Source organism: Methylobacterium sp. 391_Methyba4 (assembly GCF_029691625.1).
GTDB lineage: Bacteria > Pseudomonadota > Alphaproteobacteria > Rhizobiales > Beijerinckiaceae > Methylobacterium > Methylobacterium fujisawaense.
In genome coordinates, this window is sequence record NZ_CP121475.1 from 2,277,893 (window position 1) to 2,300,875 (window position 22,983).

The window sequence follows — 22,983 nt, forward strand, 5'->3', positions numbered from 1 at the left end:
ACCACGTCAAGCCGACTGCGACTGGACTGTAACAGGCTTGCCGCCTCGCACCATTCCGGAGCACGCGAGTTCGTCGATAGCCGATAGGAACCCGGTCACCGCGTCCCGCGCGGCGAAGGACTGTGCCATGGCGTTCGCGCGCTCGCGAAAGCGAGGTTCGGCGAGCACCTTCGTGATCGCCTCGCGCAGATCCTCGACTCGCGGGGCATTTGTCGCGAGGTTGATGCCGACGCCTGACCAGTCGATCCTCGCGTTCACCTCGGCCTTATCCTCGGTCGTGCCGGCCGAGACGATCGGTACGGCCACAGCCAGGGCCTGCGAGACACTGCCGTAGCCGCCGTTGGTGACGAGCAGGCTTACCTTCGGCAGAAGTCGGTCGAAGGGTAGAAATTGCGCCACGCGAGCATTGGCCGGCAGCGATCCGCGCAGGGCTTCCACCGGCCGACCGCCCGTCGTCGCGACGACGAGGAGATCGTCCCTGTCGGCTAGGGCGGCGAGGGTGGGCTCGACCAACTCGCCGAAATCGGTGTTGGCCAGCGTGCCCTGCGTGACGAGGACGATCGGCTTGCCACCCTCAAGCTCATGCCACCATTCCGGCAGCGCCACCTCCGCGTGCGGAGGTGGCAGGAGACCGATGAAGCGCAGACCCGGGGGCAGCGGACCGTAATCGTACTCGAAGGCCGGAACAGTGGGTTGGAGGAACAGGTCGGGCAGCACGACGATGGAATGCGGAAGCGAGGCGGGCAGAGGTGGCAAACCCATTTGCGCGAGGTGGCTATCCGCATAAGCGCGCACGGGGTTGACGAACTCGGCATCCATGGTCGCCTTCATCGCAGCATAGCGACTTCGCTCGGCGGCGTCCTTAGCCGGCGGAAGGCCGAGACCTACCGGCGCGTGATCGGGCCGGTCGAGGAACAGGAAACTGACGTTCGCGGTGACAATCGGCGGCCGCGCACCGTCGGCGAGGAGCAGAGGTAGGACGCCGAGGAACATGCTCCCTGCCACGATTACGTCAGGCGCCTCGACCTCGATCAGCGACCGCAAAATTTCGGTTTGCGCCGGCATCGGGTCGATGAAGCGTCGTTCGAATTCGTGCCGGTAGCGCGCGGGACCGGCGGGAAGATCGGTCTCGCGGTACTCCGCAGAGTGGCAGTCCTCATACGGCACAAATCCCAAGCCTGCCTTCTCGACCCGCGCTCGGAACTCCTCGGCCGTGGTTACCAGTACTGCATCGCCGCGCGCGGAGAGCAGGCGGCCGAGGGCTAGCAGCGGGTTGACGTGCCCTGTGAGGGGTGTGGCCGCGATCAGGACCTTCATCTCAATCTCCACAGCGCCGGTTGCGACATCCCGACTTCCGCTCATGCTCAATCATGTCGCCGCCTAGATTTGAAAACAATACTAGCTCGCAAGTGCCGTTTTTATAGAACAGAAAGCCGACGACGAAATATTACAAGACCTTTACGAATTCCTCAATGCCGTTCAATCAGTTATTGCAAAGTCAAAACTAATGCTCGCAACGTGCGACGCTGCACGCGGAGGCTTTCCGAATGGCGGCCCTTCACGACTTGCAAGAGGCCCGGGGGTTGAGCGCAGCGCAATACTGCAACGTCGCGAATGTGTCGGGGATCAAATTCATAACCAGCGTGCATTGTGCGGGCAGTCCCGGCGGGGCCGGGCAGCGACAGCCAACGGCAACGTCCGGCATCCGACCGCACGATGCCGTGCGGCTGCCGCTGAGCAATCTTCTCGGATCGATTCGTCGACCGCGACGCGAACGCGTCACAGGACATCCTGGCCGCGGGGCACGCGGTCAGGGCCGGAGCCGATCCCCGGCGATCGCCTGCAGAGGGGTTGTCAGACGCGTCAGGCTTTGCCCAGCGCGCTGCCCCGGTGAAACAGGAACTTGCGGCGTGAGCCGCAGGAATCCTCATCCTTCTAGGGCGAGGAGGCTCTGTCAATTGATGCAGTCCCGGCCGGACAATAGCTTGGCGACAGTGACGTTCGCGCTCGCTTCGGCGCTCGCTCGGAGCGTGCTTGCCGCCGCCGTGGCCAGAAATGTCCTTGCTGATCTGATGCGAGGACGCGACTGATTGGCGGGTGGCTCGTTGCGGTCGGACATAAGCGACGTCCTGAAGAACTCGCCGACGTGCGCGCGGGTCGCGTTTCACGTCCGCTCGGAGCACGGAAGCATCCTCACTCTGATCAAGGGTATGGCGGCGCATTCTTCTGCGCATCTGTGGAGCGAACATACAGACGTACCGGCCGCGCCAAGATCTCGCAACCGGGCACGGAAGTCTTCCGCGATCGTGTGTCCGATACTCGCGTCACGAGCGGCATGTAACTCACAGCCCTGTCCCGCGAAGTCTCCCGCGACGAGGGCGAAGCGACCGGCGATGCGGACCGGCGAGCCTTTCGCGCGATCCGAACCGCATCCCGCGTCATATTCGACCGTATATATCGAACGACCGGGACGACGTCCGACGAAGCCAAGGGGAATGACGATGGTGACACGACGCTTGGTGGTCGCGGGTGGCCTCTGCGGCGGGGCTGCGGCGCTGGCGGCTGCCCTCGGATCCAGCGAGTCTGGTTCGGCCGGGAGCTTCGAGGTGGCCCACGACGACGCAGAGTGGCGCCAGCGTTTGAGCAAAGACCAATACCGCGTCTTGCGTCGCAGCGGCACGGAGCGGCCCTACACCAGCTCGCTGCTCGACGAGCATCGGCGGGGCGTGTTCACGTGCGCGGGCTGCGATCTGGCCGCGTTCTCCTCGGACACCAAGTTCGACAGCGGTACCGGATGGCCGAGCTTCTGGGCAGCCTTGGACGGAGCGGTGGTCGAGGATAGCGACCGTTCCTTCGGCCTGCTGCGTACCGCCGTCGCGTGCCGCCGCTGCGGCGGCCATCTTGGCCACGTCTTCGCCGACGGCCCGAAACCGACAGGGCTGCGCTACTGCATGAACGGCGTGGCGCTGGGCTTCACGCCCACGGCAGCTTGAGGTCGCGCCAAGCTCCTGTTCCTCCTGGTCGATATCGGCGGCGTCGTCACGATCGTCAGCCCCTGCATCCTCCCGGTTCTCCCGTTCGTGTTCGCGCGGGCGGACCGTCCGTTCGTTCGGAGCGGCCTGCCGCTACTCATCGGGATGACGCTCACCTTCGCGGTCGTGGCGAGTTTGGCCTCGGTTGCGGGCGGCTGGGCGTTGGCGGCGAACGACTATGGTCGCGTCGCCGCGCTTGCTGCGTTCGTCGGTCGGCCTCAATGGCCCGATTGGACCTCACCGGTCAGCAACATCCTTGGTCCAGGGCCGGCACAACCTCATCCTACACTCGCCAAGCGCTGGCGAGGAGCGGCCGCGCCATCTTGCCGACCGGCCCCCTCGGTTCTGGATGCTTGATCGTCGTTCCGAGGAGTTCCGACGGTTGCTCTGGCGGTTGCCGCGCAAGTTATCGAATGCATTCCGTTCGGGCGCGTGACCACACGTGCGGGTTCGAGGCATCAGAAGGGCCCGCACTCAGGACTGAAGTTACCGACGGTGAACGCCGATGCAGCGCAAGTGTCTCTCGGCCACCATTATCTCTGCCGTCGCAGCGGCAGGCTTCGGTGCCCTTCCGGCCCGAGCCCAGAATGTCGCCGAGATGGCGGCCCGGTTGGACGCGATGCAGCGCCAGATGCAGGCCCTGCAGCAGGAACTGGCCGCCCTGCGTCGGCAGGCCGGCACGCAGCGGGCGGCCCTCGCCGGGGAGGCAAGGGAGCGCCGGGTGCTGTCGCGCGAGCAGGCGCGCCTCGCCGCCCGGACCGAGCACCAGCAGCGCGTGGCGCAGGTCGGCGGCCCCGGCGGGGCGCGGCCGGGGCCGAGCGCGCGCACGCCGGTGATCCTCGCCAACGACCTCGCCTGCAACGCCGGCAGCTACGCGCTCGGGCCGGCGGTCTGCTTCACGCCCGGCGGCTTCGTCGAGCTGGCGGGCATCGCCCGCAATCCCAACGTCGTCTCGGACGTCGGCACGGATTTCAACGGCATCCCGTTCCGCAACGACCCCCGCTCGCGCGAGAACGAGTTCCGCTTCTCCGCCCGGCAGAGCCGCTTGAGCGGGCTGTTCACCGCGAAGGTCGAGCCGACGCTCCAGATCTCGGGCTATTACGAGATCGACTTCCTCGGGGCGGCCACCAACGCCAACTCGCGCGAGAGCAACAGCTACAACCCGCGCATCCGGCAGATCTTCGCCACGGTCGATTCCCTCGATACCGGCTGGCACGTGCTCGCCGGCCAGGCCTGGAGCCTGATCACCACCGACCTGTCCGGCATCACGCCGCTCAAGGAGCAGATCCCGCTCACCATCGACGTGCAGTACGTCCCGGGCTTCAACTGGACCCGGAACCCGCAGCTGCGCGTGGTCAAGGACGTTGCGCCGGGCCTGTGGGTCGGCCTCTCGGCGGAATCGCCCCAGAGCGTGCTGCCGCCGAGTCCGTTCGCGGCCCCGAGCAACGTCAACCTCAGCAATGCCGGCGACCCGGTCGGCCAGCTCAACACCACGACCACCTACTCGAACAACAGCGTCCCCGACATCATCGGCAAGGTCGCCCTCGAGCCGGGCTTCGGACATTTCGAGCTGAAGGGCCTCGTGCGCTTCTTCGACGACCGGCTGAGCGCCACGAATCTCAACGCCGTGACCCGCCTCCCCGGCCGCACCGACACCGCGCTGGGCTACGGGATCGGCGGTGCCGCGACCCTGCCGGTGATCGACAAGCGCCTCGACCTCCAGGTCAGCGGCCTCGTCGGCCAGGGCATCGGCCGCTACGGCTCGGCGCAGCTGCCGGACTTCGCCCTGAAGGCCGACGGTTCGATCGCGCCGATCCCGGCCTTCCAGCTGCTCGCCGGAGCGGTCGCCCACGTCCAGCCCGGCACCGACGTGTTCGTCTATGCCGGCTGGGAGCATGCCTCCCGGGCCGGCGCTCTCAACGCCACGGGCTACGGCTCGCCGACCCTGGTGGTGACAGGCTGCGACGTCGAGGGCGCGACGAGCGGCACCTGCCAGGCGGAGACCCGCGACATCCGCCAGATCACCGGCGGCTTCTGGCATGACCTGTACAAGGGCAATTTCGGGCGCCTCGTGGCGGGGGCGCAGGTCTCCTACACCGAGCGCGACGCCTTCCGGGGGGCCTACGGAATCGCCGCCTCCAACCACCTCGTCACCGGCCTGACCTCGCTGCGCTACTACCCCTTCTGACGGCCGGACAATGCGATGTCGCAGTTTTCAAGATTTTGGGAGAACTGAAATGAATGCTCGCGAAATAAGCCGAACAGTCCTTACGGCATTGTCGATAAGTTCGGCCCTATCGATGGCCGTTCCGTTGCCGGTCCATGCCGAGGTCGCCGCGACAAAGCGAGTAGTCGGATACCTCTACACGACTACCAATGGCGAGGAAGTGAACGAAGTTGTTCGTTTGGCCCGCTACGAGGACGGCACGGTCGGCGACGAGAAGACCTATCCCACCTACGTCCGGGGAGGCGCCAACCCTACCGCGCCCGCGCAAGGCGATTATGATGCACAGGGACAGACCCAGATCGTTGGAAATTTCCTGCTGACCGCCAATGTTGGCGCTCACTCTATTTCCGTATTCAAGATCGACCGTTCAAACGGGGATCTGACGCTGGTTGGCAGCGTCAATTCCTATGGCCAGAATCCGGTTTCGATCAGCGCGACACCTATCGTGGGACAGCCGGATCAGTTTTGGGTTGCCGTCGGCAATCAGTGGGGGCAGCCGACTGTCATTTACGCCGGCGAGAAGCTTCGACGGCTACCCAGTGACCAATTTCTTCATGAGGATCTCACCAAGCCGCATCCATCCGATCTGGATCGCACAATCGAACTCTATCGGCTCGACAATCTCGCCGGCACGCTGACCCATGTTCGCACTCTCGATCACTACCCTCGAGAGAATGGAGGACCCGCGCAGATATCTTTCAGTCCCGATGGCAAGAAACTCGCTGTCAGCACTTGGGGCATTCCACATTTCTTGACCGATGATCCAAAGCTTGAGGAAATTCATCCGAGCAGGATCTACGTCTACGATTTCGCCGAAGGAGTGATCGGCCGGCGCCGTTATTTCGAAGAAAAGGGTATCGCCGGATCCGTGGGCTTCGAATGGGGCCCACGCGCCGAGACGCTGTATGTCACGAACTTCTCGATCACGAACGCCAAAGGCGACAACGGATTGACGGTGCTCAAGGATGAGCCAGGACAAGTCACAAAGATCGCCAACTACCCCACCGGACAGACCGATCCAAAAGACATCGACGAAGCCTGCTGGAGCGCCCTAAGTCCCAAGAGAGACATGCTGTACGTCGTCAGCTACGTGACCAACGTGATCACGCCGTTCAAACTCGACCCGTCGAGCGGTAAGGTGTTGGAGCGGATGCCTCTGATCACGCGCGGCACCGGATATGCGCCGGAGGGCGACTCCAAGGACGTGACGATATCGTCCGACGGCAAGCACATGTATTGGCTTGGAGCGTTTGGGTCATATTCGATCAATTTGTACGATGTCGGGGCCGATGGTTCGGCAACTTACAAAGGACAGTACACCTTACGGGCGACCAAGTCGGCCGTCGGTCGGCCCGGAGTCTACGATCTGGGGGGAATCGCACAGTACGATCTGAATTGACGAATGCCTTGATTGGCTATTGCGCGACTGGGCGGTTCGACAGGATCCGCCCGGATCGGAGACGTCTCTGCAGCGCCGAGCTATAGATGATTTGCTCACTTATTTCCGTCGCGCAGGGTGCCGGTCGGCTCCTGCACGTCGGCCTTGAGGAACCAGAGGTGCTTGTCGACCGCCCGGGAGATTTCGGTGAACAGGTCGGCCGAGTCGGGGTCGCCCGCCTGATTGGTCTCGTCAATCTTCTCGCGCACCGCGTTGGCGTAGCCGGCATAGCTGTCGATCAGCGCGACCATGTGGTCGGCGACGGCATGGATGCCGGTGGGGCACTGGGGTAGCTTCGTGCGCTCGGCCACCGCCTGGGTCGAGCCGTCATGGTCTCGGACTGAGAACGTGCCGAAGTCGCGCAGATCCACGCGGTCGCCGGCTGCCAATGCCGCGGTGATGCGGTCGATGAGAGCGTCCACCACTATTTCAGCCTCTTTGGCGAAAAGGTGCGGGTTCTGCTGCGCGAGGCGGGCGATGAGTTCGGATCGGATCATAGGCGGATCAAAAGCCAAGACCGTGCCGCTCGGCAACCTCGGACCATAAGGTCGAGAATGACGCTTGAAGCGCGGCAGGACACCGTGTGCTCCCCCTGGATCGATTTGAGCGCTATAGGCGATGCCGTCATCGTTGCGGCTGCCACCGTCCCGAGACGGTGGTCAGAACCCACTGAAGCTGCCGGAGGAGCTCATCAATGAGCGCAGATGAGGTCGAGAATGCAGCGGGACCGCGTATCCTCATCGTCGACGATCAAGCCACGACGCGCGAGATCGTGACGGCTCTTTGCACCAAACTCGGCTTCACCAGCATCGACGTCGCCGATAATGGTGCCGCGGCGCTCTCCATGATGCGCAAGCGCGTCTATGGTATCGTTCTCTCGGACTGGAACATGGAGCCGATGACGGGTTTCGAGCTCCTGCGTGCTGTGCGCGCCGACCCACAACTCGCTCGGACCAAATTTTTGATCATGACGGCAAGAGCCGACGCTGACGCAGTCCTGGCTGCGAAGCGATTTGGCGTCGATAATTACTTGATCAAGCCGTTCACTCCAAAAATCTTGCAGGAAAAAATCCTTGCCGTCCTCGACTGAGCAGGCGGATTGAAAAATTATGCAGCTTGTCTAAGCTGCTCGATCTCCTCAAGCACATGTTGGCGCGCCGTCTGAACTTGCTCCAGAAGCGCATCGAGATCGCGTCCTGCCTTGCAGGCGTCTTCGAGTTCCGCACACAAGCCCGACAGCTCTGAAAAGCCCAGAAAGCCCGCCGCCGAGATGACTTTGTGAGCCTCGCTCGCAAGGCGATGCGGGTCCTGACTTCTCAAGCACGCGTGACCAAAGCGTTCGGCAAGCTGCACCGCAAGATCGCCGATGAGCCGGAGCATCTTCTCCGCACCGACGAGGTCGAGCATCTCTTCGTAGATCTCGCGATCCAGAACCAACCTGGGCGTGACGGAAGGCGCGGCAGCCATGCTCATGGTGGGCTCACCCATCCAGCGCTCGACGGTCGCGAAGACTTCGTCGCGCTTGAACGGCTTGCCGATGTGGTCGTTCATACCGGCCGCTCGAAACTGCGATACCTGCTGCGGCAGAACGTTGGCCGTCATGGCGATGATCGGAATGCGGTTGGCAGGATGATCGAGCTCACGGATGTGTCGCGTCGCCGTGATGCCGTCCATGCCAGGCATCTGAATGTCCATCAGCACGAGATCGTAGCGCGTGGCCTGAACCGCCTGGATCGCATCGGCGCCGTTTTCGACGACGTCGATACGATGCCCAACGGCCTCCAGCACCGAGCGGGCCAGCTCCTGGTTGATCTCCAGATCTTCGACCAGGAGGATGTGGGCGGGACGTGCCGCCGGAACTCTGGGAGCTTCCAAAGTCTGAGGCACGATCAAGCTGTCGCCGCAGCCAAACCGAGCCGTGAACCAGAAGGTCGAGCCGTGCGGGAGAGCGCTTTCGACACCGATCTCGCCGTCCATCAGCTCCACGAGGCTCTTGCAAATCGCGAGTCCTAGTCCGGTGCCGCCGAAGGTCCGCTGGATGGATCCGTCCACCTGAGAGAACCGCTGGAACAGGCGCGCCCGTTTCTCCTCCGGGATACCGATGCCCGTATCGGTCACCGCAAGGCGTAAGATCGTTGCGTCCGCTGCGTCCGCTGCGTCCGCGAGGCACGTGATGGCGAGCCTCACGGTTCCGGCGTGCGTGAACTTCACGGCGTTGTTGAGGAGGTTGAGCAGGATCTGACGAAGCCGATCCTGGTCTCCGATCAGCCCATTCGGCACTTCTTCACCGATATCGGCCTCTATGATCAGGCGCTTGGAAGTAGCAAGGCCGCGCACGATCGATAGAGTGTTGTCGATCAGGCTGTCGAGGCGAAAGGGCTGAGCGTAGAGTTCGACTTGACCAGCCTCGATCTTCGAGAAGTCGAGGATGTCGTTAACGACGGTGAGGAGCGCAGCGCCAGCCGAACGGATGCGGTCGGCATGCTGGCGCGCCGTCGAGCCGAGATCCTCCTCATCAAGCAGCAGGTCGGCGTAGCCGATGACGCCGTTCAGCGGCGTGCGGATCTCGTGGCTCATCGAAGCCAGAAACTCCGACTTCGCTTGGCTCGCGGCCTCAGCCAGTTCTCTCGCCGTCTCGGCCTCGCGTGTCCGTTCGGCCACACGCTGTGCGAGGCTGGCATTCAGATCACGTAGAGACTTCTCGGCAGCGTCACGCGCGGTATCGTCGCGCACCGTGAGCACGGCACCGATCTGTGCGCCCGCTTGGTCGAGGAGAGGTTGCGCACTGCCGATCACGAGCACCTCAGTGCCGTCTGGCCGTCGCACTCGCCAGCGTGCACTGCGCACTTTCTGTCCTTTGACAGCGCGAGCGAGCGGCAGATCGAGGGGTGGATGCGGCCGACCGTCTTCGGTGTAGAGATGGTAGCTGTCACTATAAGCGTCCGGCTCCACGTCGAGCCGAGCTACGCCATGGATTTCGGCGGCCGCCTTGTTGACCAGCGTGATCCGACCCACAGCGTCGGTGACGATGACACCCTCGGCAAGCTGCGCCAGGATGGCCACACTGGTAGCCGTGGTCGAGTCCGCATAAGCCCGCGCCTCTCTCAGCTGCGCTTCAGTGACGGCGCGATAGCGCTCCTCACTCTGCGCTAGCTCAGCCTCGGCTCGTTCGCGCTGCCGAACATCTCGGACCAGTCTCAGACCAAGCGCGGCAAGAGCTGTGAGTAGCACGACGAGGATGGCGGCGCGTCCGAGGGCGCTAGCACGCCAAGAGGCGAGAGCTTCCTGCTCGGAGATGGCGGCGTAGGCCACCACAGGGAACACGCTCGCCGTGGCGAACCCGGCAAAGCGCGCGCTGCCGTCGATCGGTGAGACATACCGCCCGACCCCGGAGGAGCGGTTGGGTAGATCCTTCGTGAAGAGGGGAGAAGCCGATACATCACGCCCGATTTGATCGCCGAGAAAGGGCTGGCGTGCCAGGATCCTGCCTTCTCGGGTCAGCAGGGCGATTGCCCCATCCGAGCCGATATCGAAGCCTGACAAGCGTTCGACGAAGTGCTCGACATCCACGGTCGCGGCGACCACCCCGGCAAAGCTTCCGTCCGGGTTCTGCAGCCGTCGCGAGACGAGGATGATCCAAGCTCCTGAGGACCGGCTGCGGATCGGCTCACTCAGGTGAGGCGCGAGGGACGGGTTGGCCTTGTGGTACTGGAAGTAGGCTCGATCAGCGTTGTTCACGCCCAACGGGATCTGGTCCAGCGAACTCGCGATCCAGTGGCCTTCGGCATCGTAGACGAACAACCCGCCGACGCTGTCTAGCGCGCGTGTGGCCGTGGCCATGCTCCGGCTGAGTTGGGCGAGAGTTTGTGGCGACCATCTTCCGCCCTGCAAGCGCTCCGCGATGCCGAACAGAACTGTCTCAGCGAGCCTGAAGGTGGCGTCGGCCTCTCGGGCCACGGCGCGAGCGACGTTGAGAGCGGCCGTCTCGGTCTGCTGGATGTCGACCGCGCGCTGGTCCCATTCGTGCCATGCCTCAAGACCGACGAGCATCGAGCAGATGATCGTCCCGAGAAGGACGAGCCGTCGGCTTAGGTAGCCAATCGCGAGCGCTCTCATGGGTTTAGCCGACTCGCCGTCATCACAGGAACACGATTTCGCTTGCGCCATCCAAGACCGCTTTTTGATGACGTTCGGTAAATCGTCCGGCAACAGACCGTCACCGCATGGCTCGGCCGCTTGACTGGCCTTCGCGCGCAACACGGGAACGTGATCGAACGCTTTGATTGAATAAAAAATTGCGGGCTGGTCGACTTCGGTCGACCTCCACACCCGCAATCTGGTGACCCCCTCAATTCTCTGGTGAGCGGGCGTGGATGCTCCGCTTTCGAGACCGGTCTTTTACATACTTGAAATTGCCGCTGGCTGGCCCTGTGACAGCCCGCTCGGGTCGGCGCTCTTCCCACTTCTGCGCCCGCTTGGCGAGGCCCGATCAGTCGTCTGGCGGGCGTAGCCGCACGCTTCTTGCGTTTGCTCCGCGTCGGGTCTCCTCTCGACCGCCACGCCCGCCCAGACGTTCGTCCCCCCACTGAAGGGCGGGCGTAGATGCTGAGATCTGGGTTGGCACACCCAAGACTGTATCCACTCTGCGAGCTTAAGTTTACGGTGACTGTGTCGGCCTGCCTTGAGGGGTCGGTTGGTCGGCTGTCCACGCCCGCTCACGGTTCGCACCCAACGGTTTGGGAGGGCGGGGATGTTAAAGGTTTGTACCGTCGTCAGCTCCGGCCTGCTCGTACGAAATGGAACATAAGATAGCCGGGCGTTCCGTCCTGTTCGAAATGCGCCAGAGGCATCGAGAGACCTCTGCGAGGTCGAGGGGTGCGGCGCCGGCGGCAGCGATGATGTTGCCCCGTCGCCCCAGCGCATCGACGGAACTTGGATCATGTTCGCATCGGCCGCCACCTCCGGCATCTCAGCCTCGCGGTCCTGGTCGTTCCCGCGCATGTAGATCACCTGTGATCCTTCGGGGGCCTGAAGGCCGCCAGCGAAGGCTCGGCGTCCGCACTGTCCTTGAGGTCCGCGTCGTCGTCCATGCGGTCGAGCACGGCGATGATGTGGTCCGCCGCGTCGAAGGCGGTCTGTGCCGCCTCCTCCAGGCTGGCACGTAGATCGGCCCCGGCCAGCGCTGGCAGGGCTTCCGGTGCAGTTCGTTTCGGACGCGGGGTGAATGTGAGCACGTCACCCATGATGTCAGGTCTCAGGGTGGGAAAGGAAAGGCCCGACGGGATCGGGCAGGGGCGCACGGCTACGGAAAGTGCGGGGTGGCCTTTGGGCTGCCCGTCCTCGGCTTCGGGTTTGTCGGCTTCACTGCCGAGGGCGGCGAGGAGCATCAAAAGGAAGTCGCCGCAGAACTCATACCGCACCTTGGCTCGTCAGTCGGTGCCGAAGGTGAGTTCCGCCTGGAACGCCGCGTACTGAACGAGCGCGGCCCGGCCTTCGTTGGTGGTCAGGACGGTGGCCCAGACAGCCGCACGAGTGACGGCGCCTCTCAACACCACACGCGCCGGAGACGGCGCGGCCCCCTACCCTCGCGTTCGAAGCCGCCGCCGAGGCCGCCGAGATCGCCCGCATCTACAGCGAGACAGCCGCTGCCTTCGCCATGATCGGCGACCGACGCGGGCTGGCCTATGCCCTACGATGTGCCAGCGCCGCGCTCCTCACCGTGAGCCAGGCCGTGGAGGCTCTGCGGCCGACCGATGGAGGCTGCCGACGAGCACCATGAGCCTGTCGCGCCGACAGCGGCGCCAGATGAAGCGGCTCGGCGACGAAGCCAATCGCGCCGTTGAGGGCAATCGGAGGTTCTTCGACCGTTGGCCCGGCCGAACCTACCGCACCCGCCTCGCCTCGTCCGCCGAGCGCCAGCAGATCGAGATCGTTCAGGGCGGCCCGATATGGGCCGGGGGCGATCAGGCCGTCTTCGTCGTAATGAAGCAGCTCGCCGCGGGCGTGCGCATGAAAGCGACGGTCATCGGCCCTCGCGAGAGCATCGGCGAGGAGCTGAGCGAGTGCCACACAATGCGCGATACCGCGAGCCGACCGGCTGGAGCTGGACGCGGTGCCGCCGACGGTGGACCGACGAGGGATTGGACGCAACGATGGCCCCGTTCCAACGGCGGGACATGCGCGGAATGAGGAAGCGCATGATGCAGAGAAGCGAGCTTGCCGATCTCGGCCCCACGAGTCGTCGGCTCACGGAAGAAATCGTGCTGTCGCGGCACTCACTCCGAAGCTTGACTGTATCGCCGCGGGCGTTGCGATCAAATCATTCCCATAAGTCATTTCTCAACGGCTGGAGACGGGACCATTTTTGTCTCGTTCCTACAAGTAGCAAATGAATTCATACTGTCGCGACATTCCTCCGCAAGGCCCATCAGCAATCCGAAAAGCTGATTCAAGAACGCGCCCAATGGACCAACCGTTTCGCACGAATACTGTTCAGATAGGTCATCCCGCTTCATCGCCTTGACGTTAGTTGGGTCAGGTAATCAAAATTCCTTAATTAGTAACCAATTACGATAGAGGGTGATCTTCGCCAAGCGAAATAAAGAGTGTTAACGAAGGATTGGCCATGGAATCGCAGGTCAAGACGCCAATGCAAAGGAAATCACTCCGCGAAATTCGCTCCGGCCAGCTCGGATCATTTGGACGGCGACAACTCGAGTTGTATGAAGAGTCTTTACAGTGGACGAAGAAGGCCGAAATCATCGACAACGCGCTGAAAGTCGGAGACCGCGCTCCGAATTTTATTTTACCAGACGCGTACGGGCAATTCGTCTCGGCGCAAGAACTTCTGAGGCGCGGCCCGCTTGTCTTGAGCTTCTATCGGGGGTCTTGGTGTGAGTTCTGCGTATCGGAACTTGGCGCATTGGATCACGCCCTCCCAGATTTCGTTGCGCGGGCGGCCAGTATGGCGGCGGTCTCTCCCGAGGTCGCCAAATATGCACGGCAGCTTCTGAAGCAAGAAAGGCTTAGTTTGACGCTTCTATGCGATTTGGACTATGGATTATCGTTGAGTTTCGGAGTTCTGTACTACGTACCACAGTCGACGCAAATCCGGCTGATCGAACGCGGAATCGACCTCCCGAGGCGTCACGGCACACAGGCTTGGATGCTGCCTGTCCCAGCTACATACGTCATTGATCCGTCCGGGGTCATCACGGCCGCATATATCAATGAGGATTATACGATCCGAGCAGATATCGAACTCATTTTATCGCATCTGGACCAGTTTCCAAAACGTTCGGTTTAGGGCTGAAGTTATTCGAGGTGGTGGCCATTTGACGCTTGGGCTGATCGGGACTCGAAGTTGCAGCCCGTTCGTCGGGGACCGTGGGATCGAAATCGGCGCGCCAGTCTCTCGTGCGCGCGAGTCGGACGAACGCACCGAGGGCAGGCAAGTATCTGCGGCCCGACATCACCAGCAGGCGGATCTCCCTGCGAAACTCGTCCCCCCCAATCACGCGCCGCGTCAGGTCCGAGATGTACGGCATGTGCTCGGGCGCCAGCATCACGCCGAGACCGGCCTTGACCAGCTGCTGCAGGTGATCGAGATGCCGGCTGCGATGGCCGACCCGGAGCCGATCGGGGCTGGCCAGTCGCTCTGCCCAGAACCGCCGCGCCGTATCGCAGCCGATCTGCTCCAGCCAGACGGCCTCGGTTAACGCCTCGCCCGGGATCGGGCCGTCGCCGGAAAGAGGCCCCTGCTGCGCGACGAGGACCGTGAAACGCTCCTCGAACAGGCGCCAGAAATCAATCCGATCCGGCAGGCTTTCGACGTCGTCGGCGCAGATCGCGGCGTTAACGTGCCCCTCTAGCAGCATCTCGATCAGCTGCTTGGGGGGAGCCTCCTCTAACTCGACTTGCAGGCCGGGCATGGTCTCGGCGATCTGCAGGAGCGGCGTCGCCACCAGCGACGCCGAAATGCAGGGCGCGAGCCCGATCTTCAGCGGGGCCACCGTCTTGTGGCGGAAGTCGTCGGCCTGCAGCCGAATGGACTCGGCCGCCGAGAGCGTCGTCTCGAACATCGGCAGCAGCAGCTTACCCAGGTCGGTCAGCTGGGTCAGCTGTCGCTCCCGGTAGAGCAACTCGCCACCGAGTTCCTGTTCGAGCTTCTGGATCGCCTTCGTCAAAGCAGGTTGCGTGACGCTGCACTGCTCCGCCGCGCGCGTGAAGTTCAGCGACTGCGCCAATGCGAGGAAGTAGCGGACCTGATGGAGTTCCAACTCGGTGCCCTCCCGCCACCCTCCGCTGTACTGTGCGATGCCCATCGATCGTCTGCGGAAGGTTGAGGGTCAAGTTCCGAAAGTCCAATTTTTGGACCAAAAAGTCCGAGTTCGAACGGCCGGCTCCTGTCTACCGCGGCTTCGGACAATTCTCGCATCCGGTGTACGGGATCGCGTCCAATCCGACGGCCCTGTCGCGGCAGACGAAGGAGCCGTGTTCCCCACGCGGCATGCAACGGTTCTTCCGCATTCGGGGTCGATGACCCGGCTTGACCTCTTCACCGCAGCCGAATAGGGCCTCGTACGCGTTCCCGGCCTGTTCTACCGTCCGGTCTCATGGCCCGTGGCCGACGGTAGCCGGGAGGCAGACTGCAGCAGGGTAGTTGCGGGCGAGCCGGTCGTAGCGGGTGGCGAACCGGCGGAAGCCCTCAAGCTGCTCGAACATGCGCTTGATGGCGTTCCGGCCACGATATAGCACGGGCGAAAAGCACGGCTTCCAGCGGCGATTGACCTTCGGAGGAATGTTGGACGCAGCCCCCATCGCCTCAATCTGCCGGCGGATGGCATCGCTGTCGTAGCCCTGCCGGCTTATTCCCCCGACTTCAACCCGATCGAACTCGCCTTCGCCAAGTTCAAGGCCATTCTTCGTGCCAAGACCGCTCGCACGAACAGCTCCCTCTGGGAGACCATCCAACGAGCCTTTAGACGCTTCGCATCAGCCAAATGCCGCCGCTGTCTCGACGCCGCGGGCTACGACGCATACGATCCAATCAGATCACACACCGCTCCGGAAACCGTGAATCAAATCCCGCCGGGCCGCGCTACCGTTATGGGACCGGGCGCTAGCTTGGCCGCGTACTCTGCGTTCAGTCTTACAGGTTCGAGCTTCGCCCCGGAGGCGCCCAGAAACAACTCTCGCGCCGCTCCTGCAGCTCGCGATGCGGTGTTTTAACTACACGTATCGCGAAAAGCTCGGCGTCGTCACGATCACGAAGCCGAAATTTTCGGGCCATGCCACATGCGCGCAAACTATAACTACGAAGAATGGTGTCGATAGATCGAACGCATTGGACTGCGCGCTCACCGGGGCGATAAATCGCCTCTTACCCCGCCGGCTTTAGAAGCCGACGTTCAAATTTGCCGGTGGTGGTTTGAGTGCCGACAGGCGTATGTCACGTCGATGAGCCTGTGACCTCGAAAGAAATCGCTGCGGTGGCCCGTATCGATTCGACTAAGATCCGCATGCGGGTGTCGCTTCGCGAGTAAAACGCAACGCCAGATCTTTGGGTCCTTCGATTGTACAAGCCGGTAGAAACGCCCTTACCCACGATTCATCCTGCTCTCCCTCTCTCGAATGTCGGGATGTCTTATCTTTGAAGTTCGCTTCGGTAGACCGAAGAGCATGGATCTGACACGGAATCAGGAGCTCCGACATCTCGGCGACCGATCATCGGGTGCATCTGCGCTCTTCTAATATCGCCATGACCGAAGGTCTCAGGTCCGCGTTCCAGCGCGCCGGGTGAGATAGCGGGCCGGACTTGAGGTAAGCTCGGGACCTGTGTCGCTTTGCGTTCTAAATCTTCGTTCGATCGTGATTCGGTCGTTTAGGTATTCGGGAAAGAACTATGCGAACCTTGGGACTTCTCGCCATCTCGGTTGTAGTTGCGTCGGGCCTGGGAGGATGGATTGCTTCGACGCGCGCGGAAGATGCGAGCGTGAACAAGGCGCCCGACGGTAACCCACTCAGTCACATTCCGGCCGATTACCAGACGAAATATCAATATTTAGGATCGTGGTCTGTCGCAGCTCAGAAGGATCAGGGAGCAGAACAGCTCCATACCGTCTACGCGTCGCCTGGCGCCGTGGCCGCGTATCGCAATGACGGACACTTTCCTGACGGTGCGATCCTCGTCAAGGAAGTTTACGAAGCAGCGACAGAGCCAATGACGACCGGGACGGTAAGCCATGCCGAGAAGCTGAAGGGGTGGTTTTTGATGGTACGCGACGGTCGCAACACGCATTCAGGCGACAAACTTTGGGGTGACGGCTGGGGCTGGGCGTGGTTCGACGCGGGAAATCCCGCGAAGACGACCACCGTGGATTACAAATCGGAATGCCAGGGTTGCCATGTCCCGGCGCAAGCGACCGATTGGATCTATGTGAACGGCTATCCGCCGCTCAAACGATAGCAGCCCCGTCACATCGTACAGACCAAGACATTTCGTGGGTCGTAATCACACGTGCGCGAAAAACCTCGCCCTTCGGGGCGAGGATACAAACGCACCAGCGACGTGATCGAACAAATCACGAACTGCTTCGCTGTACCAATGATATTCGCACCGAGCTACCGGTACCATTTTGACCCGACGCCGGAGCAGGCGAACCCTCGGCAGTGAGCGCGCGGTCTACATCCCTGACTGAGACTGTTGCTGACCTCCGGCTACACGGGGACCGCGCTCGACGACGGGGGCGTCCCCGCGGACCTGCCATCGTTCGACAAGCCCTATCAGCGCGAAGACCTCGCGAACAAACTGCGCATCGTCCTCGGTCGGATCGAAACCCCAACCTCGGACGGGCGGGCGTAAGTCGGCCTGCGACACATTCTGCGATCGACGATCCACGATGGGCAAGACCGTATCACCCGATCCGAAGGTGAGCGGGACCACCCGGGAGGCCCCGCGACGGGTCGCGAGAGGCCGCCCGGGGCGGACGAAGTTTGTCGCCGCGACGAGGGGCTGCCCGGCGCGCTCGGAAGCGGCGCCCCCGGCCTCGCCGCCTGTGGCGCCGAAGGAAACCTGCCTGTCCTCGTCATCCACGGCCGGATCGAGGCGGCGTATGGAGCCGCCGCCGCCCCCGCCTTTCAGGAGGTACACTCATGCCGTCAGCGGTCCGAACACGAACGATGTCGTCCACGTCGTCGGCTCCGATCGCTCCCGGACAGGACCGGCCGGCCGCCCTGCTTTGGGCAATGCGATTCGACGAGCGCGGCTGCGGGCACATCGTCGACACGGGCATCGACTTCCCGGACCTCGGTGCCTTCGGAGAGGGGTTCCTCTGGTTGCACTTCGACCTGGGTGCGGCGAACCTCGACGCGCCCATGAGGGAGGGTCGTCTCGGTCCGCAAGGATTGGCCGCCTCGGCCTTCGGACCCGACAACCACCAACGCGTCACGATCGAAGGCAGCCATGTCGGCGGGGTCGTGGCAGACCTCGGCTGCCTCGCGGATGGCGACGGACACGACGACGTCAGCGGCCGCTTGCACTTCGTGCTGGGTCCGCGCGCCCTCGTCAGCGGGGGACACCGACCCGTGGAGAGTCCGGAAGCGACGCGAATGGCTGCGGCGGACGGCGCGCGCATCACTTCTCCGGTACTCTTGTTGGAGACGTTGATCGGCTACGTCATAGTCGCCATCGCCACGTCGGGCGCGAGGCTTTCGGACGAGCTCGACGGTATTGAGGACCATCTCCTCGACGAGCCTGTCCGGGGCGACTGCAAGCGCTTGGGCCCGGTTCGGCGCGATGCGGTGCGCCTCCACCGTCAGCTTCTCGGTCTGCGGACCGTGTTCCACCGCCTGGAGGACGACGGGGGCGCCCAGGATCTGCCGCCCGAAGCCATCACGGCGGCGGCACGCCTCGCGCAGCGCCTCGACGCTCTCGACCGCGACATGACCCTGAACGCCGAGCGGAGTCGGCTCCTGCAGGAGGAGCTCTCGGCTCGCGTGGCCGAGCAGTCGAACCGCCAACTCTACACGCTGTCGGTGCTCACGGCGCTGTTCCTGCCTCCGACGCTCATCACCGGCTTCTTCGGGATCAACACCAAAGGGCTGCCTTTGGCCGACAACGAGAACGGCTCGCTCGTCGTGCTGCTGCTAGCGCTCGGATCGGCCGTGTTCGCATACTGGATCATTCGCATTCTCGGCATTCGCGCGTCTCGGCAATGAGGACGCGGATGGCATCGCGACCTGCCGCCGAGCGCCAAGCTCGGTACCGCAATCCTCGCGCGCCAGCAGGGCAAGTAGTTTGTGGTTCTGAGCGTCGAGGCGGCGTTCGCGGAGACATGCGGAACGGGAACGGTCGGCATCGACTTGGGGCTCAACAGCCTCATCGCCACGAGCGCGGGCGAGACCGTTGAGATGTCGCGCTTCGCCCGCGAGGCGCAGGCTGCGCAGCGCCGCCGTCAGCGGGCGTCGCTCGATGCAAGCGTGGGTCGAAACGCCGCCTCAAGCCCCGCCGCTTGAATGGGCGAGGGGTACAACTTGTACGTCGCGCGGCGGGACTTGAACGCGCCTGTGATCTGCATCGGGCGACCGGTGCGTGACGAAGCGTAGATCAGGCCAACGTCGCGTCGAGCAGATAGACGTCGACGATCTGGCCGTTCGTCGACAAGGTCGACGCCTGCCGCGCCAACTTTTTCCGCGCCGCCGGCAAGGCGCCGGATTTCCTCGCGACACGGCCCGCGACTTCCGCGCCTCTCCAACTGGGGCAGACGTACCACCCGACTAAGTACAATCCGGTGTTCTCATCCGTAGTCGCCATGTACCGGTCGCGTAGCTGTTCTTTCATGGAGGTGTGTAGATCGGGGTTCCAGCATCCTTTGATTTCAATCGTCAGAGATGCCACCCGACTGCGCCCGAGTCTCGAGCGATCCGCGTTGAAGGCTTGAACACGAATGTCGGTTCGCTGCCCCTTCGTGGTCGCGATCCGAGGCCTGATCTCGACTTCGCGGTCGGCGACGATGGCGCGAAAGCCGAGGTCCATCCTGAGATGATCGGCGACCACGTCCGACAGGACGGACTCGTCCTTAGGATGCGCCGCGTCCTTCTCTTCGTTCCAGAGACCGCGCACGAGCGGCGTCGCGCCCTTGAGGCGCTGTTGGAGGCGGTCGAGAGACTCGAGCACGACCACCAACAATTCCCGATCGTCGCGCACCAATCGGCGCTCCGCCTGCTCAAGCAGCGCGAGAAAGGAGCCGGGGTCGATGACCGGCGCCGGCGGTCGGCCGGAGCCGGAGCGTTGCAGGTGCAGGAGACGAACGTCCGCGATGGAGTCGAGTAGGGAATCCTCGTCGTCAAGACCTTGACCTTCTTCCGGTGGGGCCGCCTCTGGTTCGTCCGGCTCTTCAACGCCGTGCCGCGGCGGGGTCCAACGGCTGAAATCCGGCGCCATCTCGACCGCCGTGAGAACGATACCATCCGCCGCGGCCGCATCGAGGCCGACGTTCCGCAGGACGGAGAACGCGCTCGTACCGCCGGACGTCCGTGCGACTTCCGCAGCGAGCGTGCAGACGACGATTCGAGGCGTACCCTCCGGAAGAGCGGCGGCCGCCGTCGCCAACCACTCAAGATCCTCGTCCCTGACCAGATGCGGAAATTCGAGGAGAACTTTCGCGATCGCCGAACCGCTGGCGAGGCGCGCCACGGCTTCGATGAGATCGCGACGCAGGAGGTCGGTGGCTTCCTCGGGCATTCCGCGGTTGTGGAGCGTATCCGTCCAACCGGCCCAAGCCAGATCGTCGGGTATCGCGAGAATCATCTCGGCCAGGCCATCGCGCGTCGCTGGGTGGTGTAGATGCGCGAAGGCGCGCTTACCCACAACCGAAGCGACGCCGGCCAGATTTCTCAAATTATCCCTCTTCGTGTAACGTCGGCGCGCGAGTTCGGCCACCGCCGCGAGCGCGTCCGGGAGTTCAGCCGCTTGGAGTTCGCGAAAGAGGATCAGGTTGAATTTCTCGTAGATGCTGTCGTATTCCGACGCGTGAAAAGGGGTCAACATGCGGATCACCTCGCCCGCCCCGGCCAGACGCGGATAGACGAGGCGAAGCGCGAGACCCTGGAGGCGACGACCGTCGTCTCCGTTCGTGCCGTGCCGTGCGAGTTCGACGATGGCGTCGCGTCGTTCCTCGATCGGAGCGAACCGGAGTGCGTTCAGCGCACGCCATCGTAGATCGAACGGCTCGTCGGCGTCGGACGCGACGCTCAGAAAATCCCTGGCGACGCCAGTGATGCCGCCGCACTGTTCGGCCAGCATCGCGGCGAACAGACGCTGCTTCATAGGGCAGGCTCGGTCCCTCATCACCGCGCCGACGCGGGCGGATAGGGACGGATTCGAGACGAGAACCAAGTCTCCGCTCTGCTCGATTTCCTCAAGGTCGAGGTATCCGTCGCCGCTGGCGCGTAGCAACGCCTCCGCGAGTTTCATGCGCTCTGCGGCCGAGCGTGGCGGAATGCCGGAACGCAGGAGCACTTGGGGATCTGTGGCGACGAGAATGTCGAACAGCCGAGGACTCATTGCTGCGAGCCACGATGCGACGTCGATGCGGTTGCCCGCAATTCTGACGTCTCGACCCGTGGTTGAGGCTCGGACCAAGGACAAGACCTGAGCGTCGCTCAATCCGCGGCGAACGACGAAGGAAGCGGCCAAGAAGTCCATGAAGCTCGGGTGGGCGAACGTGTATCGATCGTCGCCATCCGAGCGGAACAGTCCGGTTCGTGTCACCTCGCGAATGCTCTCTCGTCTGACGGCCAAAGGCCCGGAAGACGTACGTTCGGCTCCAAGCGCGAACGCCTCCACGTGTCCTGCGCTCGCGCCACTCGCTCCGTCGGCGAGGTCCAGCACGGACCGGTCACAGAACACCATGAGCGCGGCGACCCGTGCCGCGATTGCCATTCTCTCTTCGACGTTCAAACGTCCGACGAATTGCGCCTGATCGCCACCGCCGCGACGCAGACGGTTGATCTCAGTCTCGCGGACGAGTTCGTGGCAGCCATCCCGATACAGCACCTCGCGTCGGATCGGTAACGCGGCGCCTCGCGGTTGGTCGCCGTTCCTCTGCCAAAGTGCGAACAGCATCCGGAGCGTCGGCGGCTGTGTGGCCAGCGGGCTGGCGCGAATGGCTCCCACGTAGGAGAGGAAATCGTCCGAATCAATCCGCTCCACTCTGGCGGCGACCCGGACGTCTGCTGCCGAGAGGGGGGCGAGAGCCAATTCTCGCACATCGTTGAACGCGTCCTGGAAGAATTGTGCGAGAGCGTCGCATCGGACCCCGGACCGCACCGTGACCCGCACCGAGAAGCGCCTGTCGCCGCGAAGGTGCGAGATCGTGCGTCCAAGTTCATCGAACAGCGCCGGCTGCGAGATCACCGCCACGTCGGCACCGTCGAGGAACACTACCGATCCGTCGCGGGTGGTCGCCGCATCGAGTTCTGCGGTCGGTACGCTTGAATGATCCGCGAGCTGAATCCAGTGCGCCGTGCCATGCTTCGTCGCGAGGTCGTCCATCTCCTTCCGCATCGCGGTCGTCTTGCCCGAACCGGATGGCCCGCGGAGAATGAGGCCGTCGACATCTCTGAGGTCGGACAGTGTTCGAGGCTCGGGATCCGACTGTGAGAGGTCCGCGACCCAACGAGAGAAGAACCCCTTGGTCCCGAAATCTTGCGACAGGCTGGGCTCGATCCAGGAGCGCTTCCAATCGTAGTCGGTCTTTTTGGTCGAGTTCTCCGGCACGCCCAGCTCCAGTTTCCGCCAACGTCCTTCGTCGCAAGGTACGTCTCCGACGACCCGTTTCGAACCCAATACCGCCGCTATCGGATCCAATCTCTGAACACAGCCGCAACCTTGGACGGAGAGCGCGGAGCGGTATGTCACGTATCGTCCGGTGTCGGGCACAGAACGGTTCTTCGTCATTTGGGGTTGGTTGCCCCATCCGATGTCTCGTCTCCAGCGCTACCTGTGGGCAGCGAGTTAGGTTCCGGGACGACACACGGCGTAACCGCCCACATCGGCGCCCCCGGGGGCACGGCCTCCCCTGTCGCGGCATGCGCCGCGAGCCCACGCGCGAGCATGACCCGCGCGGCATTCGCATCGCGGTGCAGGCTCGTGCCGCAGACCCAGCGCAGTTGGCCCGCCCAGCACACCTTGATCTTCCGCCGGCGGTTTGAGCCCTTCCGGCAGCGCGTGAGTTCGCGCCGCGTTCGGTGAATCTCCCGCTCGCGGCGGGATGCCGGTCTCC

General features: G+C 63.4%; 17 protein-coding genes and 3 pseudogenes. 12 read left to right on the plus strand and 8 right to left on the minus strand.

All coding sequences use genetic code 11. The features are described from left to right. Positions 1 to 6: 6 nt before the first annotated feature. Entirely contained in the window at positions 7 to 1,317 is a 1,311-nt protein-coding gene (locus P9K36_RS10595) for a nucleotide disphospho-sugar-binding domain-containing protein (RefSeq protein ID WP_278307059.1), read from the minus strand. A gap of 1,184 nt (positions 1,318 to 2,501) precedes the next feature. Between P9K36_RS10595 and msrB the strand changes: the two genes are divergently transcribed. The 4 genes and pseudogenes from msrB (at position 2,502) to P9K36_RS10615 (ending at position 6,658) form a co-directional block, all read left to right on the plus strand. Beyond that, positions 2,502 to 2,993 carry a peptide-methionine (R)-S-oxide reductase MsrB gene (msrB, locus tag P9K36_RS10600; protein ID WP_278307280.1) on the plus strand — a complete coding sequence of 164 codons (492 nt, stop codon included), beginning with the start codon at positions 2,502 to 2,504 and terminating at the stop codon, positions 2,991 to 2,993. 15 nt (positions 2,994 to 3,008) lie between these two features. Then, positions 3,009 to 3,230 (plus strand): annotated as a pseudogene (locus tag P9K36_RS10605) (cytochrome c biogenesis protein DipZ); the annotation flags it as partial. Positions 3,231 to 3,630: 400 nt separating this feature from the next. After that, positions 3,631 to 5,220, plus strand: coding sequence for a hypothetical protein (locus P9K36_RS10610; RefSeq protein ID WP_278307060.1), 1,590 nt, complete (start codon positions 3,631 to 3,633; stop codon positions 5,218 to 5,220). A 112-nt stretch (positions 5,221 to 5,332) separates the two neighbouring features. Beyond that, on the plus strand, positions 5,333 to 6,658 hold the full coding sequence (locus tag P9K36_RS10615) for a beta-propeller fold lactonase family protein (protein WP_278307061.1): 1,326 nt from the start codon (positions 5,333 to 5,335) through the stop codon (positions 6,656 to 6,658). A 95-nt stretch (positions 6,659 to 6,753) separates the two neighbouring features. On the opposite strand, the gene P9K36_RS10620 is transcribed toward P9K36_RS10615, so the two are convergent. Next, positions 6,754 to 7,194 (minus strand): HU family DNA-binding protein, encoded by a 441-nt coding sequence (locus P9K36_RS10620; RefSeq protein WP_278307062.1) that lies wholly within the window; start codon positions 7,192 to 7,194, stop codon positions 6,754 to 6,756. A 197-nt stretch (positions 7,195 to 7,391) separates the two neighbouring features. Between P9K36_RS10620 and P9K36_RS10625 the strand changes: the two genes are divergently transcribed. Continuing rightward, complete coding sequence (locus P9K36_RS10625) at positions 7,392 to 7,787, plus strand: response regulator (RefSeq protein WP_278307063.1); 396 nt, start codon at positions 7,392 to 7,394, stop codon at positions 7,785 to 7,787. Positions 7,788 to 7,804: 17 nt separating this feature from the next. On the opposite strand, the gene P9K36_RS10630 is transcribed toward P9K36_RS10625, so the two are convergent. From P9K36_RS10630 to P9K36_RS10640, 3 genes are all read right to left on the minus strand, one after another. Then, positions 7,805 to 11,026, minus strand: coding sequence for an ATP-binding protein (locus P9K36_RS10630; RefSeq protein WP_278307064.1), 3,222 nt, complete (start codon positions 11,024 to 11,026; stop codon positions 7,805 to 7,807). 677 nt (positions 11,027 to 11,703) lie between these two features. After that, positions 11,704 to 12,117 carry a hypothetical protein gene (locus tag P9K36_RS10635; protein WP_278307065.1) on the minus strand — a complete coding sequence of 138 codons (414 nt, stop codon included), beginning with the start codon at positions 12,115 to 12,117 and terminating at the stop codon, positions 11,704 to 11,706. 9 nt (positions 12,118 to 12,126) lie between these two features. Further along, complete coding sequence (locus tag P9K36_RS10640; protein WP_278307066.1) at positions 12,127 to 12,249, minus strand: hypothetical protein; 123 nt, start codon at positions 12,247 to 12,249, stop codon at positions 12,127 to 12,129. Between the two features lie 223 nt (positions 12,250 to 12,472). Here P9K36_RS10640 and P9K36_RS10645 point away from each other — a divergent pair, with 223 nt between their 5' ends. After that, complete coding sequence (locus P9K36_RS10645; RefSeq protein ID WP_278307067.1) at positions 12,473 to 12,886, plus strand: hypothetical protein; 414 nt, start codon at positions 12,473 to 12,475, stop codon at positions 12,884 to 12,886. A gap of 436 nt (positions 12,887 to 13,322) precedes the next feature. Then, positions 13,323 to 14,003 carry a peroxiredoxin-like family protein gene (locus P9K36_RS10650; protein ID WP_278307068.1) on the plus strand — a complete coding sequence of 227 codons (681 nt, stop codon included), beginning with the start codon at positions 13,323 to 13,325 and terminating at the stop codon, positions 14,001 to 14,003. Here the strand turns inward: P9K36_RS10650 and P9K36_RS10655 are convergent. After that, positions 13,960 to 15,021: a LysR family transcriptional regulator gene (locus tag P9K36_RS10655; protein ID WP_278307069.1), complete on the minus strand. Its 1,062-nt coding sequence runs from the start codon at positions 15,019 to 15,021 to the stop codon at positions 13,960 to 13,962. The two genes, P9K36_RS10650 and P9K36_RS10655, sit on opposite strands and share 44 nt — an antisense overlap. A gap of 289 nt (positions 15,022 to 15,310) precedes the next feature. Then, positions 15,311 to 15,559 (minus strand): annotated as a pseudogene (locus P9K36_RS10660) (transposase); the annotation flags it as partial. On the opposite strand from P9K36_RS10660, the pseudogene P9K36_RS10665 reads away from it, so the two are divergent. The 5 genes and pseudogenes from P9K36_RS10665 to P9K36_RS10685 all read left to right on the plus strand — a co-directional run. Then, a pseudogene (locus P9K36_RS10665) lies at positions 15,548 to 15,745 on the plus strand (IS630 family transposase); the annotation flags it as partial. The pseudogenes P9K36_RS10660 and P9K36_RS10665 sit on opposite strands and share 12 nt — an antisense overlap. 946 nt (positions 15,746 to 16,691) lie before the next feature. Further along, positions 16,692 to 17,165: a cytochrome P460 family protein gene (locus P9K36_RS10670; RefSeq protein WP_278307070.1), complete on the plus strand. Its 474-nt coding sequence runs from the start codon at positions 16,692 to 16,694 to the stop codon at positions 17,163 to 17,165. A gap of 237 nt (positions 17,166 to 17,402) precedes the next feature. After that, positions 17,403 to 17,561 (plus strand): hypothetical protein, encoded by a 159-nt coding sequence (locus P9K36_RS10675; RefSeq protein ID WP_278307071.1) that lies wholly within the window; start codon positions 17,403 to 17,405, stop codon positions 17,559 to 17,561. A 317-nt stretch (positions 17,562 to 17,878) separates the two neighbouring features. After that, the gene (locus P9K36_RS10680; RefSeq protein ID WP_278307072.1) at positions 17,879 to 18,916 is read left to right on the plus strand and encodes a CorA family divalent cation transporter; all 1,038 of its coding nucleotides are present in this window, start codon (positions 17,879 to 17,881) and stop codon (positions 18,914 to 18,916) included. A gap of 81 nt (positions 18,917 to 18,997) precedes the next feature. Next, a complete protein-coding gene (locus P9K36_RS10685) occupies positions 18,998 to 19,213 on the plus strand; it encodes a hypothetical protein (RefSeq protein ID WP_278307073.1) in 216 nt (71 codons plus the stop codon). A 91-nt stretch (positions 19,214 to 19,304) separates the two neighbouring features. Here P9K36_RS10685 and P9K36_RS10690 read toward each other — a convergent pair whose 3' ends face one another. Beyond that, entirely contained in the window at positions 19,305 to 22,478 is a 3,174-nt protein-coding gene (locus P9K36_RS10690; RefSeq protein WP_278307074.1) for a hypothetical protein, read from the minus strand. Positions 22,479 to 22,983: the final 505 nt, after the last annotated feature.